The sequence below is a fragment of the Thiocapsa sp. C2-2m genome, assembly GCF_041903745.1.
Taxonomy (GTDB): Bacteria; Pseudomonadota; Gammaproteobacteria; order Chromatiales; family Chromatiaceae; genus Thiocapsa; species Thiocapsa roseilacustris.
In genome coordinates this window covers 33,325-51,202 of sequence record NZ_JBBWVD010000005.1, presented here as the reverse complement: position 1 = coordinate 51,202, position 17,878 = coordinate 33,325, and the positions used below count along the sequence as shown (strand labels likewise).

Sequence of the window (17,878 nt, the reverse complement as noted above, 5' to 3'; positions counted from 1 at the left end):
CCTCGAGGTTGTAGGCTCGCGGCTTTCTCGTTGTAACCCTCAAAAACTCGCGATGCCTTCCGCTCCACTGTTCCTGGATCCCGAAACCTTGAAGCACGCGATTCCGCCGACCTACCTGGAGCGGGGCAGGCGGTATCTGCAGGACCGACGCGTGCTGAGCGCGGATCACGATGCCGCACGGGGGCTGGTGACGGGGCGGGTGCGAGGCTCTGGCGGGCGGATCTATCAGTGCCTAGTGCAGCTCGGCGAACGGACCGACGGCGCCTTGACGGTGGTCGGTCAATGCTCCTGTCCGGTCGGATACAACTGCAAGCATGTGGCGGCCGTGTTGTTGTCGCTGGGCACGCGGGCGCCGAGCGCAACCTTGCCGGCCGAGGCGCGCGCGCTGCCGTTTCAATTGAAGAGTTGGCTCGATCAGATCGAGCGGGCAACGGGCATTCCCGCCGAAGAACCCCATCGGATCCTCTATTTCATCGACCCGGAGGAGCATCTCGGGGTCAGGCGCACAGCGGTGCGTGCAGCCAAGGCGCGGCATCTGCTCGCCGGCGGTTACGGTAAACCTCAGGAGTTCAATCTCCTCGGTCACTCCAAAGCAAGCTTCATCGGTCCGGAAGATCAACGCATCATGGGGTTGCTGGCGATCGCGCGGGGCGGCGGCGATCCGAGCACCGCCTATCTGGATACGCTGACCGGTGCGGACGTCATGGCGGCGATCGCGCGCACCGGGCGCGGTCATCTGCGCACGATCGATGGCCTGGTCCTGCGCAACGCGGGTCCGCTTGCGGGTAGGCTGGAGTGGCGCCTCGGAGACGATGCCCGGTTGCGCGTGATCCTCGAGGCCGACCGCCCGGGGCTCTTGCTGCTGCCGATGTCGCCGCCTTGGTATCTGGATCCGGACACCGGCGACTGCGGTCCGCTCGAGACCGGCCTGGATGACCGCGAGGCCGGCGTCTTGGCCGCAGCCCCGGTGGTTGCGCCCGAGTCAGTGGAAGCATTGGAGCAGGCCGCGCGGGAGCGTTTCAAGGGGCGCTCGGTTAACCTGCCCAAGAGCCCCGAGCGACGTCGCAGCCACTCAGAGGTGCCTGTTCCGCGTCTGCGTCTGCGCAGTGTCGATCGGGCGGCAAGCAGCGTGGGACGCTACTGGGGCATCCAGCGTCAGCCCGAGTGGGCACATCATGCCGTGCTCGAGTTCGTCTATGGCGGTACCTCGGTCGATCCGCGCGACCGCGCGCCGGTGCTGCGTCGTGTCGAGCAGGGCGTGCTTGTGGAGGTGGAGCGTCAAGCCGACGCCGAGCAGGCGGCGATCGGCGTGCTTGAGGCGTCGGGTTTCCATCGCACCACCGAGGCGTCCGACGCCGATGGTCTCTGGCTTGAGCGTGCCGACCCCGACACCTGGCTCGATTTCATGCAGGATGGGCTGCCCGATCTCGCGGCGCAGGGTTGGCGGATCGAGGTCGAGGATGGCTTTCATTTTCGGATCGCCGAGATCGGCGATTGGGAGATGGACATCGCAGAGGGCGAGGGCGGGAACTGGCTCGACGTGGGGTTGGGCGTGGAGGTCGACGGACAGCGGGTCGACCTGCTTCCGTTGCTGGTGGAGTTGATCGGGCGCTATCAGGTGGATCTTTCGACGCGGACGCTCGCGGCGATGGATGCCGAAACGCGCCTGCAGCTGCGGCTCCCCGACGGGCGGCTGATCCTGATGCCGGTGGAGCGTCTGCGGCCGATCCTCTCGACCTTGATCGAGCTGTACGACCCCGAGGGTCCGCTGGGATCACAGGGGAGCAAGGGCCGCTTGCGTCTGTCGCGTGTCCATGCAGCACAGCTCGCGGAGCTGGAGGCGGCGGCCCCGGCGCTGCGCTGGCGGGGCGGGGAGTCGGTGCGTGAATGGGGCCGGAGGCTGCGTGACTTCCAGGGGTTGGAGGGGGTCGCGCCGCCGGTCGGGCTGAGCGTCGAGCTTCGGTCTTATCAGCGTCAAGGGCTCGATTGGCTGCAGTTTCTCCGCGAATACGAGCTCGGCGGTGTTCTGGCCGACGACATGGGTCTCGGCAAGACGGTGCAGACCCTGGCCCATCTCTTGGTGGAGAAGGAGAGCGGGCGGGCCGATCGCCCGAGCCTGGTGGTCGCGCCAACGAGTCTGCTCTTCAACTGGCGCCGCGAGGCCGAGCGGTTCACACCGGCGTTGCGGGTGCTGTCGCTGCATGGCTCGACGCGCCACATGCGGTTCGCGTCGATCCCGGATCATGACCTGGTGCTCACGAGCTACCCGCTGCTGCCGCGCGATCTGGACGCGCTCGCGGAGCAGGAGCTCCACCTGCTGATCCTGGACGAGGCCCAGAACATCAAGAATCCGCGCAGCAAGGCCGCACAAGCGGCCCGCGGCTTGAACGCCCGCCATCGGCTCTGCCTGACCGGCACGCCGATGGAGAATCATCTCGGGGAGCTGTGGTCGCTGCTCGATTTCCTGATGCCCGAGCTGCTCGGCGACGAGCGCCGTTTCCGGCGGCTTTTCAGAGTTCCGATCGAGCGCCATGGCGACGACGTGCGTCAGGACGAGCTGCGTCGGCGGGTCGCCCCGTTCCTGTTGCGTCGCACCAAGGAAACCGTCGCCGCCGAGCTGCCGCCCAAGAGCGAGATCATCCGCGAGGTCCCCCTTGCCGACGATCAGCGCGATCTCTACGAGACCCTGCGCTTGGCATTGCATGAGAAGGTGCGCGAGGAGGTGGCCCGCAAGGGTCTTGCACGCAGCGGCATTGTCATCCTGGACGCCCTGCTCAAGCTGCGGCAGGTGTGCTGCGATCCGCGACTGGTGTCGCTCGAGAGTGCGCGCCGGGTCAAGGGCTCCGCCAAGCTGGACCTGCTGATGACCCTGCTGCCCGAGCTGCTCGAAGAGGGGAGGCGTGTACTGCTCTTCTCGCAGTTCACGAGCATGCTCGCCTTGATCGAGGAGGAGCTGATGAACCGCGGACTGCGCGAGGATCAGGACTTCGTGAAGCTGACCGGACGCACCCGCAATCGCGACCGACCGGTCGATCGCTTCCAGGCCGAGGAGGTGCCCCTGTTCCTGATCAGCCTCAAGGCCGGCGGCACAGGGCTGAACCTCACCGCGGCGGATACGGTGATCCACTATGACCCTTGGTGGAACCCCGCGGCGGAGCGTCAGGCGACCGACCGGGCACACCGCATCGGGCAGGATAAGCCGGTGTTCGTCTACAAGCTCCTGACCGAGGGCACTGTCGAGCAACGCGTCGCCGATCTGCAGGCCCGAAAACAGGCCCTCGCCGACGCGATGCTCGCAGGCGGCGGTGCCGCATCGGGCACCTTGAGTCCGGATGACCTGAATCTCTTGTTCGCCCCATTGGCTGACGACTGAACCCGGACCGGGCCGACTGCGTCAGAACCGACGATCACCGCCGCCGGCTCGGGCGATTTCCAAAGGCGTCGAGACCCATGGTTGTGCTGACGATAGGAAGCACAACATCCGCCGACGGTGCGTTGTGCCTCGCACGGCTCGGCACAACCTAGGCGCCGAGCCGGGACACGGCTGCATGCATTCGGACCGACGACAACCGCCTCGGCGGCCTCACCAGGCGGCATGCCACCCGGCCGTCCTGATCAGGATCACGGCAATCAGGAGCGCGAGGAGAATCGCCCAGAGCGAGAGATAGATCGCGTTGGATTGTTTGGCCCGGTTGCGATCGGTCCAGGAGCGCGGTCGTACCCCTTTTAGCAAGAAGACGACCTTTGCCGACAGCAGCACGCAGACGATATTCACGATCAGCAGCAGAAAGGCGCCGAGCGCCTCTTCCCAGCGCCCCGCGCCCAGCATCATCCCCATGGTGGCGGTCGGCGGGAGCAGGGCGACGGCGACCATCACCCCGACCAGGGTCGAGGATAAGCCGGTCGTCAGCGAGAGAACGGCCGCGGCACCCGAGGCCAGTCCCAAGACGACGCCGCCGAGATCGACATCCGTGCGGGACAGGATCTCGGGGCTGTCGAGTCCGATCGGCAGGACCAGCACGATCACGACGGCGATCAGGAGAGAGAGACCGATCCCGGCACAGTCGGTTTTGAAGGCACGCCAGGTCAGCTCCTTGTCGCCGAGCGAGGTGGCGAAGGCCAGCGCGATGTTGGGTCCGAGCAGGGGTGCGATCACCATTGCGCCGATGACGACCGCGACATTGTTCTCGATCAGACCGATCGCGGCCACCAGGGTCGAGAGGACCGTCAACACCAAAAAATTGCTGTCGAGCTGGGCGCCCTTGGCGATCTGGCTGTAGAGCTCCTCGCGTGTGGCTGCAACGGCCTTGGCCTGATCCTTCTCGAGGTCCTTGTCGTCCTGGCCTTCGTGGGTCAAGACGGCGTCGATGGATTGGACGACGATGCGTGCGCGGTCGTTGGCCGTCAATAGATCCTGAAGTGAGTCGATCAGTGCTTGCCGAGAATCGTCGGGGACCAGCATGCGGATGCTGCAGCGCCCGTCGCCTCCGTCGCCGCCCCACCAGAAATCTTCTGCGCCGTAGAACTTCGCCATCCCGGCAAGGGTTTTGGCGTGTTTTTGATCTGCGATGACCTCGACGATGCGCATGGGTTCGCGCTCAGAAGACCGGGATCTGGGCGAACAGGGCGAGCAGAATGAGCGCCAAAATCCCGACGGTCATCCAGATGCGGTTCGCCAAGCGTCGACGCCCCCGCCGTTGCTCGCGCGCAGCGGAGAAACCCGAGTCTGATTCGATCTCGGGGGCCAGATAGACGCGCCGATGTGTCAAATCGATCGCATCGACGGCAGCGACCGCGGTCACCGGATCGGTTCGGTAGATGCCGGCTTCCGCATCCACCATGCTATGCCGAAGCGCTGTTTGAGCGTGCATCCGGGCGACGTGGAGTGCGGGGAAAAAGGCGGCGTATCTCAGACGGGGCCCTGACGAGTCCGTTGCCGCGACGCCCGAGGACGTTGGGTTCTGTGGTGAACTGAAGACGCGCACGAAACCGGGCCGGTCTTCACGTGTCTCGACGATAAGGTAGCCTTCGAGATCACTCATCGCGACATCCTTCGCTCGGCAAGCGCATCCTTGCGCCGAGAGTCGGGTCGGATTGGGGGGTATGCCCGATCGCTTCGAATCAGGCCGCGCGTGTGGTCGTGCGCTCGATCTCCCAGTTGCACCGGTCGATGAGAACCTTCAGTGATCTCGTGACCGCGATGTCGCTGCGCAGCTCGAACCGCTTGCCGCGTTCCCAGCAGTCGTTGGCCGCATCCGCGAGCAGCGGAAGACCCTGACGGCACAGTTCCCAAAAGGCGAGTGATCGTTGTGTGCTCATGACGCATATCCCCTGACGATGGGTCTGAAGTTCGAAGATGACGACTTGCCTGGATTGCTTTAACTGAAGCACATCTCTTGCCATCTCGCCGAGACCCCTGGCTATTCATGATCTGTAGCCGTTTCGCAACAAACAAAAACATGGGTTTTGTCGTTGACCCCACGTCTAGTCTAGCGCATGAAGGCATTTTTGTCGGCATCGCAACACTCATGATCCTTTTCCGCAACGCATTGGCGCGCGCTGTTGTTTGGCGAAAGTGCGTGCAGCGTCGGGTTTTGCAAGACAAAAGGTGCCGAACGGTAACGAATTCGGTTCGAACCTCGGTGAGCGGTGGGTGCCTGTCGAGCGGCAAAAAACGGATGATTTCCTGATCGGGATCAACCTAGACGTCTCACCGTGTTCGGGAGATGCTGTCGGATGACGTCGGCGAACGCCTGCAGCGCCGCACGCCTCGGGAAGCTGCGCCGGTAGACCAAGGAGATGCGGCGGAACGCATCCGGGAGGCTGCCCAGCGGGCGAGCGATGATGCCGCTGTCGGTCATCCAGGCCCCGCGGATCGCGAGTGCTGGCACGAGGGTGCAGCCGAAGCCGGCGCCGACGAGCTGCAGAAGGGTCTCGAGGCTTGCGGCGCGCAGGTCCGCCATCTCGCCCTTCGTCGGCCGCTCCGCGAGGCGGCAGACCTCCATGACCTGATGGGTGAGGCAGTGGCCGTCGGCCAGCAACAGCAAATCTACCTCCTCGAGGTCTTTCGCCGTAATCTCGTCCTTCTCATACAATGGGTCGTTGCGCGGATGCGCAAGCCAGAAGGGCTCGTCGAACAGCGGCATCGTGTCCAGATCCGTGTCGTTGACCGGCGTGGCGAGCAGTGCGGCGTCGATCTCATGTCGGGTGAGTCGACCGAGGAGCAAATCCGTGATCTCCTCCGACAGGATCAGCTTCAGATTCGGGTAGGTGCGTTTCAGGGGCACCAGGATCTGCGGAATCAGGTAAGGGCTCAGTGTCGGGATGGCCCCGATGCGCAACGGGCCGGCGAGCGGATCCTGATGGGCGCGCGCGACCTGCTCAATGGCCTGTGCCTGCTCCAGGGCGAGCCGCGCGTGCCCGAGGATCGCCTCGCCGACCGGGGTGATCTCCACCGATCGGTTGGTCCGCTCGAAGATAACCACGTCGAGCTCCTCCTCAAGCTTCTTGATCTGTCCGCTCAGAGTCGGCTGACTTACGAAGCAGCGCTCCGCGGCACGACCGAAGTGGCGTGTCTCGGCGACGGCGAGGATGTATTTGAGGTCACGGAGGTTCACCCAGCGATGATACAGCGGCGCGGCAGTAGTCTCCAGCCGACAGGGGCCAGCTTCCATCCGCCCGCTTCCTGCCTCCAGCTATCAGCTATCAGCTATCAGCCCTTGGATTCAAGACCTCGGCTTGCTGCTTTCGGTTCTCAGTTTCGATTTGGTCGCGGTTTCCGGCTTGATTAGACTCAGGGAATGCCGGCATCCTCTAACTGACGGCTGACGGCTGACGGCTGACGGATGGAGGCTGGCGGCTGCCCCCGCTTGATTGCCCCCACCCGATTCCCCACCTCCGTAATGACCTTATAAAAACTCAGGAGTCATTCACCGTGAGAATGGACAAGCTGACCGCGAAGTTTCAGATGGCCCTGGCAGACGCACAGAGTCTGGCCGTTGGCCGGGATCACCAATTCATCGAGCCGGTCCATCTGATGGTGGCCCTGCTGGATCAGGAGGGTGGCTCAGTGCGTCATCTGTTGACGCGCGCCGACGTCAACGTGAACCGGTTGCGCTCGGCCTTGGGCGATCTCCTCGACCGGCTGCCGACCGTGGAGGGGGCGGGTGGGGATGTCCATGTCGGCAACGAGCTGAACCGCCTCCTGAATCAGACCGACAAGCTCGCGCAGCAGCGCAGTGATCAGTACATCTCCTCCGAGCTCTTCGTGCTTGCGGCGCTCGAGGACCGCGGGGCCATGGGCAACGCGCTGCGGGAGGCTGGCGCGAGCAAGGGTGCGATCGAGAAGGCGATCGAAGCGGTGCGCGGCGGTCAGAGTGTGAACGACCCCAATGCCGAAGAGCAGCGCCAGGCGCTCGAAAAATTCACCATCGACATGACCGAGCGCGCCGAGCAGGGCAAGCTGGATCCGGTCATCGGGCGCGACGACGAGATCCGGCGCACCATTCAGGTCCTGCAACGCCGGACCAAGAACAACCCGGTGCTGATCGGCGAGCCGGGCGTAGGCAAGACCGCGATCGTCGAGGGGTTGGCACAGCGCATCGTCAACGGCGAAGTGCCGGAAAGTCTCAAAGGTCGCCGCCTTCTCTCGCTCGACATGGCAGCCTTGATCGCCGGGGCCAAGTTCCGCGGCGAGTTCGAGGAGCGGCTCAAGGCGGTCCTGAACGACGTCGCCCGTCAGGAAGGCAACATCATCCTCTTCATCGACGAGCTGCATACCATGGTCGGCGCCGGCAAGGCCGAGGGCTCGATGGATGCAGGCAACATGCTCAAGCCGGCGCTGGCGCGCGGCGAGCTGCATTGTGTCGGCGCCACCACGCTGGACGAATATCGCAAGTATGTCGAGAAGGACGCGGCGCTGGAGCGGCGCTTTCAAAAGGTCTTGGTCGATGAGCCGAACGTCGAGGACACCATCGCCATCCTGCGCGGGCTCAAGGAGCGCTATGAGGTCCACCACGCGGTGGAGATCACCGACCCGGCCATCGTCGCGGCGGCCGTGCTCTCGCATCGCTATATCTCCGATCGCCAACTGCCCGACAAGGCGATCGATCTGATCGACGAGGCGGCCTCGCAGATCCGCATGGAGATCGACTCCATGCCCGAGGAGATGGACCGGCTCAATCGACGTCTGATTCAACTGAAGATCGAGCAGGTCGCGCTCAAGAAGGAGTCGGACGATGCATCCAAGAAACGCCTGACTGATCTGGAGAGTCAGATCGAGCGTGCCGAGCGCGAGTTTTCCGATCTCGACGAGATCTGGAAGTCCGAGAAGGCGGCGGTGCAGGGGACAGCCCACATCAAAGAGGCACTCGACCGCGCGCGCGTCGAGATGGAAACCGCGCGGCGTGCGGGAGACCTGGGTCGCATGTCCGAGCTGCAGTACGGGCGCATCCCCGAGCTGGAAAAACAGCTCGCCTCTGCCGCGGATACCGACCAGGGCGAGAACCGACTCCTGCGCAACAAGGTGACCGAAGAGGAGATCGCCGAGATCGTCTCCAAATGGACCGGCATCCCGGTCTCGCGCATGCTCGAAGGCGAGCGCGACAAGCTGCTGCGCATGGAGCAGGAGATCGAGAAGCGCGTGGTCGGCCAGGCCGAGGCGGTGCGCGCGGTAAGCGACGCCATCCGACGCTCGCGTGCGGGACTGTCGGATCCGGGCCGGCCGATCGGCTCATTCCTCTTTCTCGGGCCGACCGGTGTGGGCAAGACCGAGCTGTGCAAGGCGCTCGCGGCCTTCCTCTTCGACACCGACGAGGCGATGGTCCGCATCGACATGTCCGAGTTCATGGAAAAACACTCGGTCGCGCGTCTCATCGGGGCGCCGCCCGGCTATGTCGGCTACGAGGAGGGCGGCTATCTGACCGAGGCGATTCGGCGCCGGCCTTACAGTCTGATCCTGCTCGACGAGGTCGAGAAGGCGCACCCGGATGTCTTCAATGTCCTACTCCAGGTACTGGACGACGGGCGCCTGACCGACGGGCAGGGACGTACGGTCGACTTCCGAAACTCAGTGATCGTCATGACCTCGAACCTGGGCTCGGACGTGATCCAACAGGTCGCCGGCGAGGCCAACTATGCGGAGATGAAGGACGCCGTGATGGAGATCGTGCGCGTGGCATTCCGGCCCGAGTTCATCAACCGGCTCGACGAGATCGTGGTCTTCCATCCGCTGCAGCCGGCGCAGATTCGGGCGATCGCGCGGATCCAGATCGACTATCTGCGCAAGCGCCTCGCCGATCGCGACATGGCGCTGGAGGTCAGCGATGCCGCTTTGGATCATCTCGGCGAGGCCGGCTTCGATCCGGTCTACGGCGCGCGTCCGCTCAAGCGTGCGATCCGGGCGCAGCTCGAAAACCCGCTCGCCCAAGAGATCCTGTCCGGGAAGTTCGCTCCAGGCGATCTGATCGAGGTCGGTCTGGAGAACGGCCAGCTCAGCTTCGAGCGGGTGCTTCAGGGGGAGATCATATAGACCTCGGGCAGAGACCTAGCGACCCGGTCGTAGCGTTTCGAGGGCGCACGCCGTCGGCGCGAGGGTTCCGAAGGAGGGAGGCGTTAAGGCGGTCAACTCCTTCACGCCTTCCGGGTCGGTTGCCGAGGTCCGGAGGACCGGGCGCGTTCGGTGGCTGAGAGACGGTCCTACCGGATCGTCGAGACGTTGATAGGCCCAGCGATCTGCACGGTGCCGACGGGTGCGATCCGTGCGGAGACGACCGCGCTAGGGTCAGGGATCGCAGGGGCGTGCGGATTCGCGACGACCAAGAAGGATGTGGTCAGGATGACCGCACCGCCGACCGTCCGCGTGACGACCTTTCCGACATCCATCGACGCGAGTCGGTCACGGACACGCGTGGTTGTATCGACCAGCTTTGACCAATCGGCTGCAGTAGGCATTCGCATCTCGAGTCCCCTCCCGGGTTTTTGTTGTGATCCCAATATCGTTGATGTCGAGGCGAATCCAAACGGATAACCCTTCCAATTCGGTCAGGATTTCGTTCGTATTTCTCGACCTTCCCGACCGATATATCACGGGCAATCGGCCCATCCGGTCGATTCCGGATAGAATCCGGCCTTAACTTGTATCGGGAGATCTTTGGGATGAGCCAAGCGCTCAGAACGGTCGTCGCACGCCAACGCATGCTCTTGCAGGGCCGTCTTGCTACCTCGCTGGTCCGGCTTGTCGAGCCCTGTCGCCTGGCTTGGCCTGATCGCACTGCGTTGGAGCGGATCCTGCTCGCGGCACTGCCGACACTGGCATCCTGCAAGTATCTCTACGTCCTCGACCGCGAGGCATGCCAACTGACGGCGAACGTCTGCCCGCAGGGCCTGCTGCCGGAGCATTGGGGTCGGGATCGGCGCGAACGTCCTTACATGGCCGAGGCCCTTGCCGGCGAGCGCTTCTCGCTGTCGCCCGTGTATATCAGCCGGAACGCCCGCCGGCCGTCCCTGACCGCCATCCAGCGAATCGATGACGGGGCAGGCTCGCTGCTCGGCTATCTGGGTGCCGACTTCGATCTTCGCGAGCTTCCGCTCACCCGCGAGCTCTACGAGCAGCCGGAGCAATGGCTCCAGCTTAAGGGCGATCCGGCGATCCGCGGCGGTCTCTTCGATCAACAGCGCGTCGAGAGCCTGATGGACGGACACATCGACGAGATCCTCGATCTCATCGTCGAGTTGATCGCCGCGCACGGCGTCTTCCATGGCAAGCTGCATTTCTCCAGCTCGCGGGCCACTCTCTGGCTTGTCGACGATCCCTTTCGGTTCCGAATCCTTGATTTCGAGGACCTCGCCGATCCGGGCACCTGTCTCGCTTATCCCCAGCGCACCTATCCGATCGATGCCGCCATTCCGTTGGACCGGGTCGCCGAGGTCTTCCGCACCTTCCGGGCGTTGCGCTTCATGGACGAGAACATCTACCTGCGCTCGGGATCGCTCAACATCTACAACGGCATCGTCGGGCTGAATTTCTCGTGCGACGGCTCGCACTACATGCCTTGGGACGACTTCCTGCACAAGAGCATCGAGTTCTGGATCGGCACGGGCGAGTCCTGTGCACTGGAGGGCGGCGGTAGCTAAGGTGCGGAGCGGCGAGCCGTTGTCGTTGTCGCAATCGAGAGCGACAACGATTTGATGCAGTGCGCGACTTTTTCTGACTCAGACGGGAGATCAGCGACGTGAACCTGTTCCGGTCCATCTTCCGCGGCGGCGAGTCACGCGGACGCTATCCCGAATCGCTGATCGAGGCGGCCATCGAGCGCGCCGTGGAGGGGACCGACACACGGCTGCGCCTGCTGCCGGGATACCGCAAGCGTCTGCGGGTGCCGGTCATTCAGGCGATCGATCAAGTCGTCGCCCTGGTGGACGCCATCTCTGCACCGCTGGCGGCCGGGCGTCGCGAGCACGGCGAGGATCCTCGCCTGGCCGCGGTCTTCTCATCCTCCGCGGACATGCTCCGGATCTTCGGACGGGATCCCGCACTGACGGCCTTTTTGGCGACGCCGGAGGGTGCTGCCGCCGAACGCGTCAACTGCTTGCTCCTCGCCGAGCGTGTGGAGCGAAACATCCTCGGCATGGATCTGGTCGGCGACCAGGTGCGGCGCGATGTGCCTCAGGTCGCGGTCAGCTTCACCGGTCATCGACTGCTGGATCCGCGGGCCGGCGAGGTCGAGATGCGCCGTGCCTTGGAACGACGAGCCTTCGACCATCTGCTCGCCTTGGCCTTGAACCGGATCGCCGAGGTCCGGGTGGAGCGTGAGGACCTGATCCGCCAGCGCGACCTGCTGCGCCGCAAGCACGCGGCGTTGGAGCGTGGGGGCTGGACCTTCGCGGCTGCACAGGGCGCGCCTCCCGAACCCGCCGCCCTCATAGCCGAGCTCGATGCGATCACGGCTAACCTTGCGGTCTTGGGCACGGACGATGGTGTCCTGCGGGCGCATCTAGGCATCGTCGCCGACTCGCTCGCCGAGGCCGTACGCCAGTTGTGGGCGGAAGAGCTCGACCTCTCGCTCGATGCAATGAATATCCGGCGCGATGCAGGGGAGCCGTCGGCTCGGCACATCGTCATGAAGGAGTTGCACAACGCGCGCGGGTGGCGGCTCGTAATGCTGCCGTTGCTGATCACGCCCGGCGAGATCCCCCCGCGCGAGGACTTTGTGGCGGCGGCGGAGCGCTATCTTTGAGATCGAACTCGGAATCGCCGAGCCGCGTGGTCGGCACGCCGTACAATCCGGCCGCCTGAAACGGCGGCCATCGCAAAGGGGGCAGCACGCATGAGCGACAAGAGACGCAGCACCAAGACCGAAGACCAAACGGCTTCCGAAGCGCCCAAGAAGCTTAAGAACACGCAGTACCTCAAGGAGCTGGCAAAGCTGCATGTCGAGCTGGTCAAGCTGCAGAAGTGGGTCCGCCACCACGGACTGAAGGTCTGCATCGTCTTCGAGGGTCGCGACGGTGCGGGCAAGGGCGGCACCATTAAGGCGATCACAGAGCGGGTCAGCCCGCGGGTCTTCCGGGTCGTGGCCCTTCCTGCGCCGACCGAGCGCGAGAAGAGTCAGATGTATGTCCAGCGCTACATGCGGCATTTCCCCGCGGCGGGAGAGGTGGTCATCTTCGATCGCAGTTGGTACAACCGTGCCGGCGTCGAGCGGGTGATGGGCTTCTGTACCGAGGAGCAAACAAACCATTTTCTGCAGATGACCCCGCTGGTCGAGCGTGCGATGGTGGATTCCGGGATCATTCTCGTCAAATACTGGCTTGAGGTTAGTCCCGAGGAGCAGACGCGCCGATTGGAAGGTCGCATCGAGGACGGTCGCAAGGTCTGGAAGCTCACGCCGATGGATCTCAAGTCCTACAGCCGCTGGTACGACTACTCGCGGGCGCGCGATGCCATGTTTGCGGCGACCGACACCGCTTGGGCACCCTGGTACGTCGCCCCCTCGGACGACAAGAAACGGGCGCGGCTGAACATCATCAGCCACCTCTTGGGCCGGGTTCCGTTCGAGGAGCTGCCGCGCGAAAAGGTGACGCTGCCCAAGCGTCAGAAGGCCGAAGGCTATCGCGAGCCCGACTACCCGTTCAGGATCATCCCCGCGGCCTATTGAGATGGTGCAGGACGGGATCGGCCCTCATCCGCGCCGAGACCGGAATTGAACGATGGGCCGACATGCCTCGTGTACAGGCCCAACATCCCGCTCGCCCTCATCGAGGCGAAGGACGACAACCACGCCGTCGGCGACGGCATGCAGCAAGCGCTGGATTGCGAGATCGATCCGGATGCAGACAGCAAGGTGTCTATAGGGTTAGCATCGGTGCTGACGCCGGGGCGGCGTACGACGAAACAATCCTTCGATACCCGCAGTGGAGCCGCGCCTTGAGTTACCGAGAACGCATCACGCTCGAGCCCGACAAGCGTTCGGGACAGCCCTGTATCCGGGGGCTGCGCATCACCGTATACGACATCCTCGGTTACCTCGCCGCCGGGATGACCGAGGCCGAGATTCTGGAGGACTTCCCTGATCTCGAAGCGGCGGACATCCTCGCCGCGCTGGCGTTTGCCGCGGATTTTGATCGCCGGCTGCTGATCGTGCCAAATCTGTGAAACTCCTGCTGGACCAGAACCTCTCTCCGCGACTGACCGATTTGCTCGCGGACATCTATCCGGAATGCATCCATGTCCGTGAGCTCGGAATGGCAAGGGCGTCGGACACCCAGATTTGGCTGTACGCCGCCGAGCAGGGTTTCACCATTGTCTCGAAGGACGCGGATTTCCGGCAGCGAAGTCTCGTTCTGGGGGCACCCCCCAAAGTCATATGGTTGAGGATCGGCAATTGCAGCGTCGCGGAGAGCGCCGCGCTGCTGCGCAACCGCTTCGTCATGATTCGTCGCTTCATCGAGGAATCCCCCGCGGATTTTCTAGCGATCTCCTGAACCCCTGAACCCTGCTAAACCGCGCCCAGCGCGGTATGCGATGTTTTGGATGGAATCGGCCCTGGCAGACTTGACGAGCGTTAGAGTCGTTGCGGTCTAAAACATTAAAAAATATAACCTTTTAAGCCGCGTTCCTGCTAAGGGCCGTGGATGCACCAAACGTCGAACTCACTCGAAAGTGAGCATCCCGCTCTGATTCGACCTGGTGCATCCTCTCGGCAGGCTAACGAGCGGTATCCATCGGCCTTTCAGGGAAGTCATGGAGCCAGGCCAAGAACAGCTTGTAGCCCAGCACCAGGACGACCGCACCGACGAAGAGCCCGATGATCCCCGAGGTGATGAAGCCGCCGATCGCACCGACGAAGATCACCGCCATCGGAACCTGCACGCCGCGCCCGAGCAGGATGGGCTTCAAGACATTGTCGATGCTGCCGACGAACAGGCTCCAGATCAGGAAAAGTATCGCCGGGACGGTATCCGCCGTCGCCAGGACATAGATCAGGATCGGGACGGTGATCGGAAAGATGCCGATCTGGACCGTGCTGAGCAGCAGACACAGCAGAGCCCAGAGCCCTGCGCCGGGTAGACCGATGGCCATGAAGCCGATGCCGGCGAGAATGGATTGGATCAGCGCGACCCCGAGGATCCCGCGGGTGACGCTGCGGACCGTCGCCTCGGCCAGTTCCGCGAAGTCCGCGCCCCGCCCGCCGGCCAAGCGAACGGCGAGCGCGCGGGCGAATGCGCCGCAGGCCGTCGCGTTGGCCAGAAACACCCCGGCGATGATGATGGCGACGATGAACTGCAGGATGCCGAAGCCAGCGCCGGCCGCGGTGGACAACAGCCAGCCACCGAGCGCCTTCAATTGGGGCGCGAGCTTTTGGACCGTCGCCGCGAGGTTCGTCGATGCCTGGGACCAGAAGGTGCTCAGACCTTCGCCGACCAATGGCCAATTCCGCACCGAATCCGGTGGCGGCGGCACGGCCAAGGTGCCGTCCTGAAAGCCCTTGGCGAGTCCCTGGGCCGTGTCCACCAAGGTTCCGCTCAGCATCACCGCGGGCACCATGAGCAGGACGATCCCGAGGATGACGAGCGTGGTGGCCGCGAGTCCGCTTCTCCCGCCGAACATTCGCCGCAGCTTCAGATAACCCGGGTGAGCCGACACCGCGATGATCACCCCCCAGGCGATCGGGATGAAGAACGGCTGGATGATGCTGAAGCACCAGGCCACGAGCAGGATCAGGATGCCGATCCTGACGGTTGCCTCCAGTGCAGTGGCCACAATCTCACTTTGCTGGATCACGAGGATCTCCTGCTCAGTCCTCGGGCAATCTGACCGGTACCGCCTCGACACCCCAGATGTCGTCACAATACTCGCGAATGGAGCGGTCCGACGAGAACTTTCCGCCGCGGGCGGTGTTCAGGATCGACATGCGTGTCCAACGCTCGGTGTCTGTCCATGCCTCGCTGACTTGCTCCTGGCAGGCGATGTAGGCGGTGTAGTCGGCCAGCACCAGGAAGGGATCGGACTGGGTCAGGTTCTCGACCAAGGGTCGCGGTACGTCGGTGTCGCCGCGCGTGAACCGGCCGCTGCCAATCAGCTCCAGCACGGCGCGCAGCTCGTCGTCGGCGGCCACCCGGTCGGCCGGCCGATAGCCCTCGCGCTTGATTCGCTCCACCTCGTCGGCGGTGAGCCCGAACAGGAAGAAGTTCTCGGCGCCGGCCTCTTCGCGCATCTCCACGTTGGCGCCGTCCAAGGTGCCGATGGTCAGCGCGCCGTTGAGCATGAACTTCATGTTGCCGGTGCCCGATGCCTCCTTGCCGGCGGTGGATATCTGCTCGGAGAGATCGGCGGCGGGATAGATCAGGTGCGCATTCTGGACGTTGAAGTTCGGGACGAATGCGACACGCAGACGGTCATTGATCTCCGGGTCGGCATTGATGGTCTCCGCCACGGCATTGATCAGCTTGATGATGCGCTTGGCCATGAAATAGCCGGGCGCGGCCTTGCCGCCGAAGATGAAGGCGCGCGGCGGTATGTCGAGCACCGGGTCCTCCTTGAGGCGGCGGTAGAGCGTGACGATGTGCAGCAGGTTCAGATGCTGGCGCTTGTACTCGTGGATGCGCTTGACCTGGATGTCGAACAGCCAGGTCGGATCGAGCGCGATGCCGGTGTACTGCTGGATGTAATCGGCCAGACGCCGCTTGTTGGCCTCTTTCACGGTGCGCCACTCCTTGCGGAAGGCGGCGTCATCGGCATGCGGCTCGAGTCCCTTCAAGCGACCGAGATCGGTCAGCCAGCCATCGCCGACCCTTTGGTCGAGCAACACGCGCAGCCCCGGGTTGGACAGGGCCAGGAACCGGCGTGGCGTCACACCGTTGGTCTTGTTGCTGAAGCGCTCGGGCCAGAGCTCGAAAAAGTCCTTCAACACGCTGGCCTTCAGCAGCTCGGTGTGCAGTGCGGCGACGCCGTTGACGGCATGACTGCCGACGGTCGCGAGATGGGCCATACGCACGCGTTTATCGCCCTCCTCGCCGATCAGCGACAGGCGTGCGACACGCGCCTCGTCCTCGGGATAGCGTGCCCGGACCTCGTCCAGGAAGCGACCGTTGATATCGTAGATGATCTCCAGATGGCGCGGCAGCAGCTCGGCGAACAACGGCAGCGGCCAGGTCTCGAGCGCCTCCGGCAGCAGCGTATGGTTGGTGTAGCCGAAGGTCGCCACCGTGACGGCCCAGGCCGTATCCCAGTCGAGCAGCCGCTCGTCGATCAGCAGCCGCATCAGCTCGGCGACACCGATCGAGGGATGGGTATCGTTGAGCTGCACCGCGAAGCGCTTCGGCAGGTCTTCGATCGGCGCGCCGGCGAGATCGAGGATGTGCAGCATGTCCTGCAGGGAGCAGGAGACGAAGAAGTACTGCTGTGCCAGGCGCAGCCGCTTGCCGATGGCCGGCTCGTCGTTGGGGTAGAGGACCTTGGTGACGGTCTCCGAGATCAGCTTCTCGTTCACGGCCTGGTAGTAGTCACCGGTATTGAAGGCCTGGAAGTCGAAGGACTCGACCGCCTCGGCGCTCCACAGCCGCAGGGTATTGCAGGTGTCGACACCATAGCCCTGGATCGGCGTGTCGTAGGCGGTGCCCTTCACGACCCGAAATGGCACCCAGCGCACGCGCGTCGCGCCCGACTCGTCCCGGTAGGGCTCGGTGTGCCCGCCCCAGTTGACGCTGTAGGCCACCTCCGGTTTGGCGATCTCCCAGGGGTTGCCGTAACGCAGCCACTTGTCGGTGATCTCGGTCTGCCAGCCGTCGCGGATCTCCTGGTCGAAGATGCCGAACTCGTAGCGGATGCCGTAGCCGATCGCGGGGCGCTCCAGGGTTGCCAGTGACTCGAGATAGCAGGCGGCGAGCCGTCCGAGCCCGCCGTTGCCGAGTCCGGGCTCCTCCTCGCAGGCCAGGATCTCGTCGAGCTCGAAGCCGAGCTCGGCCATGGCCGCGCGCGCCGCCTCCTCGATGCCGAGATTGAGCAGGTTGTTGCCCAGATGCGGTCCCATCAGGAACTCGGCTGACAGGTAGGCCGCGACCTTGTGCTCGGCGGCGAAGTAGGTCTCGTTGGTCGCGATCCAGCGCCGCTGCATCCGGTCGCGCACCGCCAGTGCCAGCGCCCGGTAGTAGTCCCGCGGCCCGGCGACCCGGGCCAAGCGCCCGAGGGAATACCGTAGATGATCGACGACGCCCTGTCGAAGGGCCTCGGCGCTCGGGCCGGTGCGGGGGTCGGTTCCACGGGCCTTTTTCTCGGATGCAACGGTCTTGCCGGCCATGCTCGAAAACCTCTGTTTGCGATAGTGAAGAGGCGCCCCTGTCGGTCGGGGCGCCGTCGGGGACGGTTGTCGGTCGGGTC

15 protein-coding genes are annotated in these 17,878 nt (G+C 64.3%); 8 read left to right on the top strand and 7 right to left on the bottom strand.

Translation table 11 applies throughout. The annotated features are described in order from the left end of the window. Nucleotides 1–88: 88 nt before the first annotated feature. Nucleotides 89–3,373 (top strand): SNF2-related protein, encoded by a 3,285-nt coding sequence (locus AADX97_RS05080; RefSeq protein ID WP_374232321.1) that lies wholly within the window; start codon nucleotides 89–91, stop codon nucleotides 3,371–3,373. Between the two features lie 210 nt (nucleotides 3,374–3,583). On the opposite strand, the gene AADX97_RS05075 is transcribed toward AADX97_RS05080, so the two are convergent. The 4 genes from AADX97_RS05075 to AADX97_RS05060 all read right to left on the bottom strand — a co-directional run bounded on the left by AADX97_RS05075 (nucleotide 3,584) and on the right by AADX97_RS05060 (nucleotide 6,617). After that, nucleotides 3,584–4,588, bottom strand: coding sequence for a TIGR00341 family protein (locus tag AADX97_RS05075; protein WP_374232320.1), 1,005 nt, complete (start codon nucleotides 4,586–4,588; stop codon nucleotides 3,584–3,586). A gap of 10 nt (nucleotides 4,589–4,598) precedes the next feature. Then, entirely contained in the window at nucleotides 4,599–5,042 is a 444-nt protein-coding gene (locus AADX97_RS05070) for a hypothetical protein (protein ID WP_374232319.1), read from the bottom strand. Between the two features lie 79 nt (nucleotides 5,043–5,121). Further along, nucleotides 5,122–5,319, bottom strand: a complete 198-nt coding sequence (locus tag AADX97_RS05065; RefSeq protein WP_374232318.1) for a hypothetical protein — start codon at nucleotides 5,317–5,319, stop codon at nucleotides 5,122–5,124. Nucleotides 5,320–5,696: 377 nt separating this feature from the next. Further along, the gene (locus AADX97_RS05060) at nucleotides 5,697–6,617 is read right to left on the bottom strand and encodes a LysR substrate-binding domain-containing protein (protein ID WP_374232441.1); all 921 of its coding nucleotides are present in this window, start codon (nucleotides 6,615–6,617) and stop codon (nucleotides 5,697–5,699) included. A gap of 317 nt (nucleotides 6,618–6,934) precedes the next feature. On the opposite strand from AADX97_RS05060, the gene clpB reads away from it, so the two are divergent. After that, on the top strand, nucleotides 6,935–9,529 hold the full coding sequence (gene clpB / locus AADX97_RS05055) for an ATP-dependent chaperone ClpB (protein ID WP_374232317.1): 2,595 nt from the start codon (nucleotides 6,935–6,937) through the stop codon (nucleotides 9,527–9,529). A 167-nt stretch (nucleotides 9,530–9,696) separates the two neighbouring features. On the opposite strand, the gene AADX97_RS05050 is transcribed toward clpB, so the two are convergent. Continuing rightward, the gene (locus tag AADX97_RS05050; protein ID WP_374232316.1) at nucleotides 9,697–9,951 is read right to left on the bottom strand and encodes a hypothetical protein; all 255 of its coding nucleotides are present in this window, start codon (nucleotides 9,949–9,951) and stop codon (nucleotides 9,697–9,699) included. Nucleotides 9,952–10,155: 204 nt separating this feature from the next. Between AADX97_RS05050 and AADX97_RS05045 the strand changes: the two genes are divergently transcribed. The 6 genes from AADX97_RS05045 to AADX97_RS05020 all read left to right on the top strand — a co-directional run bounded on the left by AADX97_RS05045 (nucleotide 10,156) and on the right by AADX97_RS05020 (nucleotide 13,983). Continuing rightward, entirely contained in the window at nucleotides 10,156–11,133 is a 978-nt protein-coding gene (locus AADX97_RS05045; protein WP_374232315.1) for a PDC sensor domain-containing protein, read from the top strand. A gap of 98 nt (nucleotides 11,134–11,231) precedes the next feature. Beyond that, nucleotides 11,232–12,236, top strand: coding sequence for a hypothetical protein (locus AADX97_RS05040; RefSeq protein WP_374232314.1), 1,005 nt, complete (start codon nucleotides 11,232–11,234; stop codon nucleotides 12,234–12,236). Between the two features lie 90 nt (nucleotides 12,237–12,326). After that, entirely contained in the window at nucleotides 12,327–13,157 is an 831-nt protein-coding gene (gene ppk2, locus AADX97_RS05035; protein WP_374232313.1) for a polyphosphate kinase 2, read from the top strand. A gap of 69 nt (nucleotides 13,158–13,226) precedes the next feature. Continuing rightward, on the top strand, nucleotides 13,227–13,430 hold the full coding sequence (locus AADX97_RS05030; protein WP_374232447.1) for a hypothetical protein: 204 nt from the start codon (nucleotides 13,227–13,229) through the stop codon (nucleotides 13,428–13,430). Beyond that, the gene (locus AADX97_RS05025; protein ID WP_374232312.1) at nucleotides 13,427–13,654 is read left to right on the top strand and encodes a DUF433 domain-containing protein; all 228 of its coding nucleotides are present in this window, start codon (nucleotides 13,427–13,429) and stop codon (nucleotides 13,652–13,654) included. The genes AADX97_RS05030 and AADX97_RS05025 overlap by 4 nt, the downstream gene beginning before the upstream one ends. Beyond that, a complete protein-coding gene (locus tag AADX97_RS05020; RefSeq protein ID WP_374232311.1) occupies nucleotides 13,651–13,983 on the top strand; it encodes a DUF5615 family PIN-like protein in 333 nt (110 codons plus the stop codon). The genes AADX97_RS05025 and AADX97_RS05020 overlap by 4 nt, the downstream gene beginning before the upstream one ends. A gap of 223 nt (nucleotides 13,984–14,206) precedes the next feature. Here the strand turns inward: AADX97_RS05020 and AADX97_RS05015 are convergent, their stop codons facing one another. Next, nucleotides 14,207–15,283, bottom strand: a complete 1,077-nt coding sequence (locus tag AADX97_RS05015) for an AI-2E family transporter (RefSeq protein ID WP_374232310.1) — start codon at nucleotides 15,281–15,283, stop codon at nucleotides 14,207–14,209. A 13-nt stretch (nucleotides 15,284–15,296) separates the two neighbouring features. Further along, complete coding sequence (locus AADX97_RS05010) at nucleotides 15,297–17,798, bottom strand: glycogen/starch/alpha-glucan phosphorylase (protein ID WP_374232309.1); 2,502 nt, start codon at nucleotides 17,796–17,798, stop codon at nucleotides 15,297–15,299. Nucleotides 17,799–17,878: the final 80 nt, after the last annotated feature.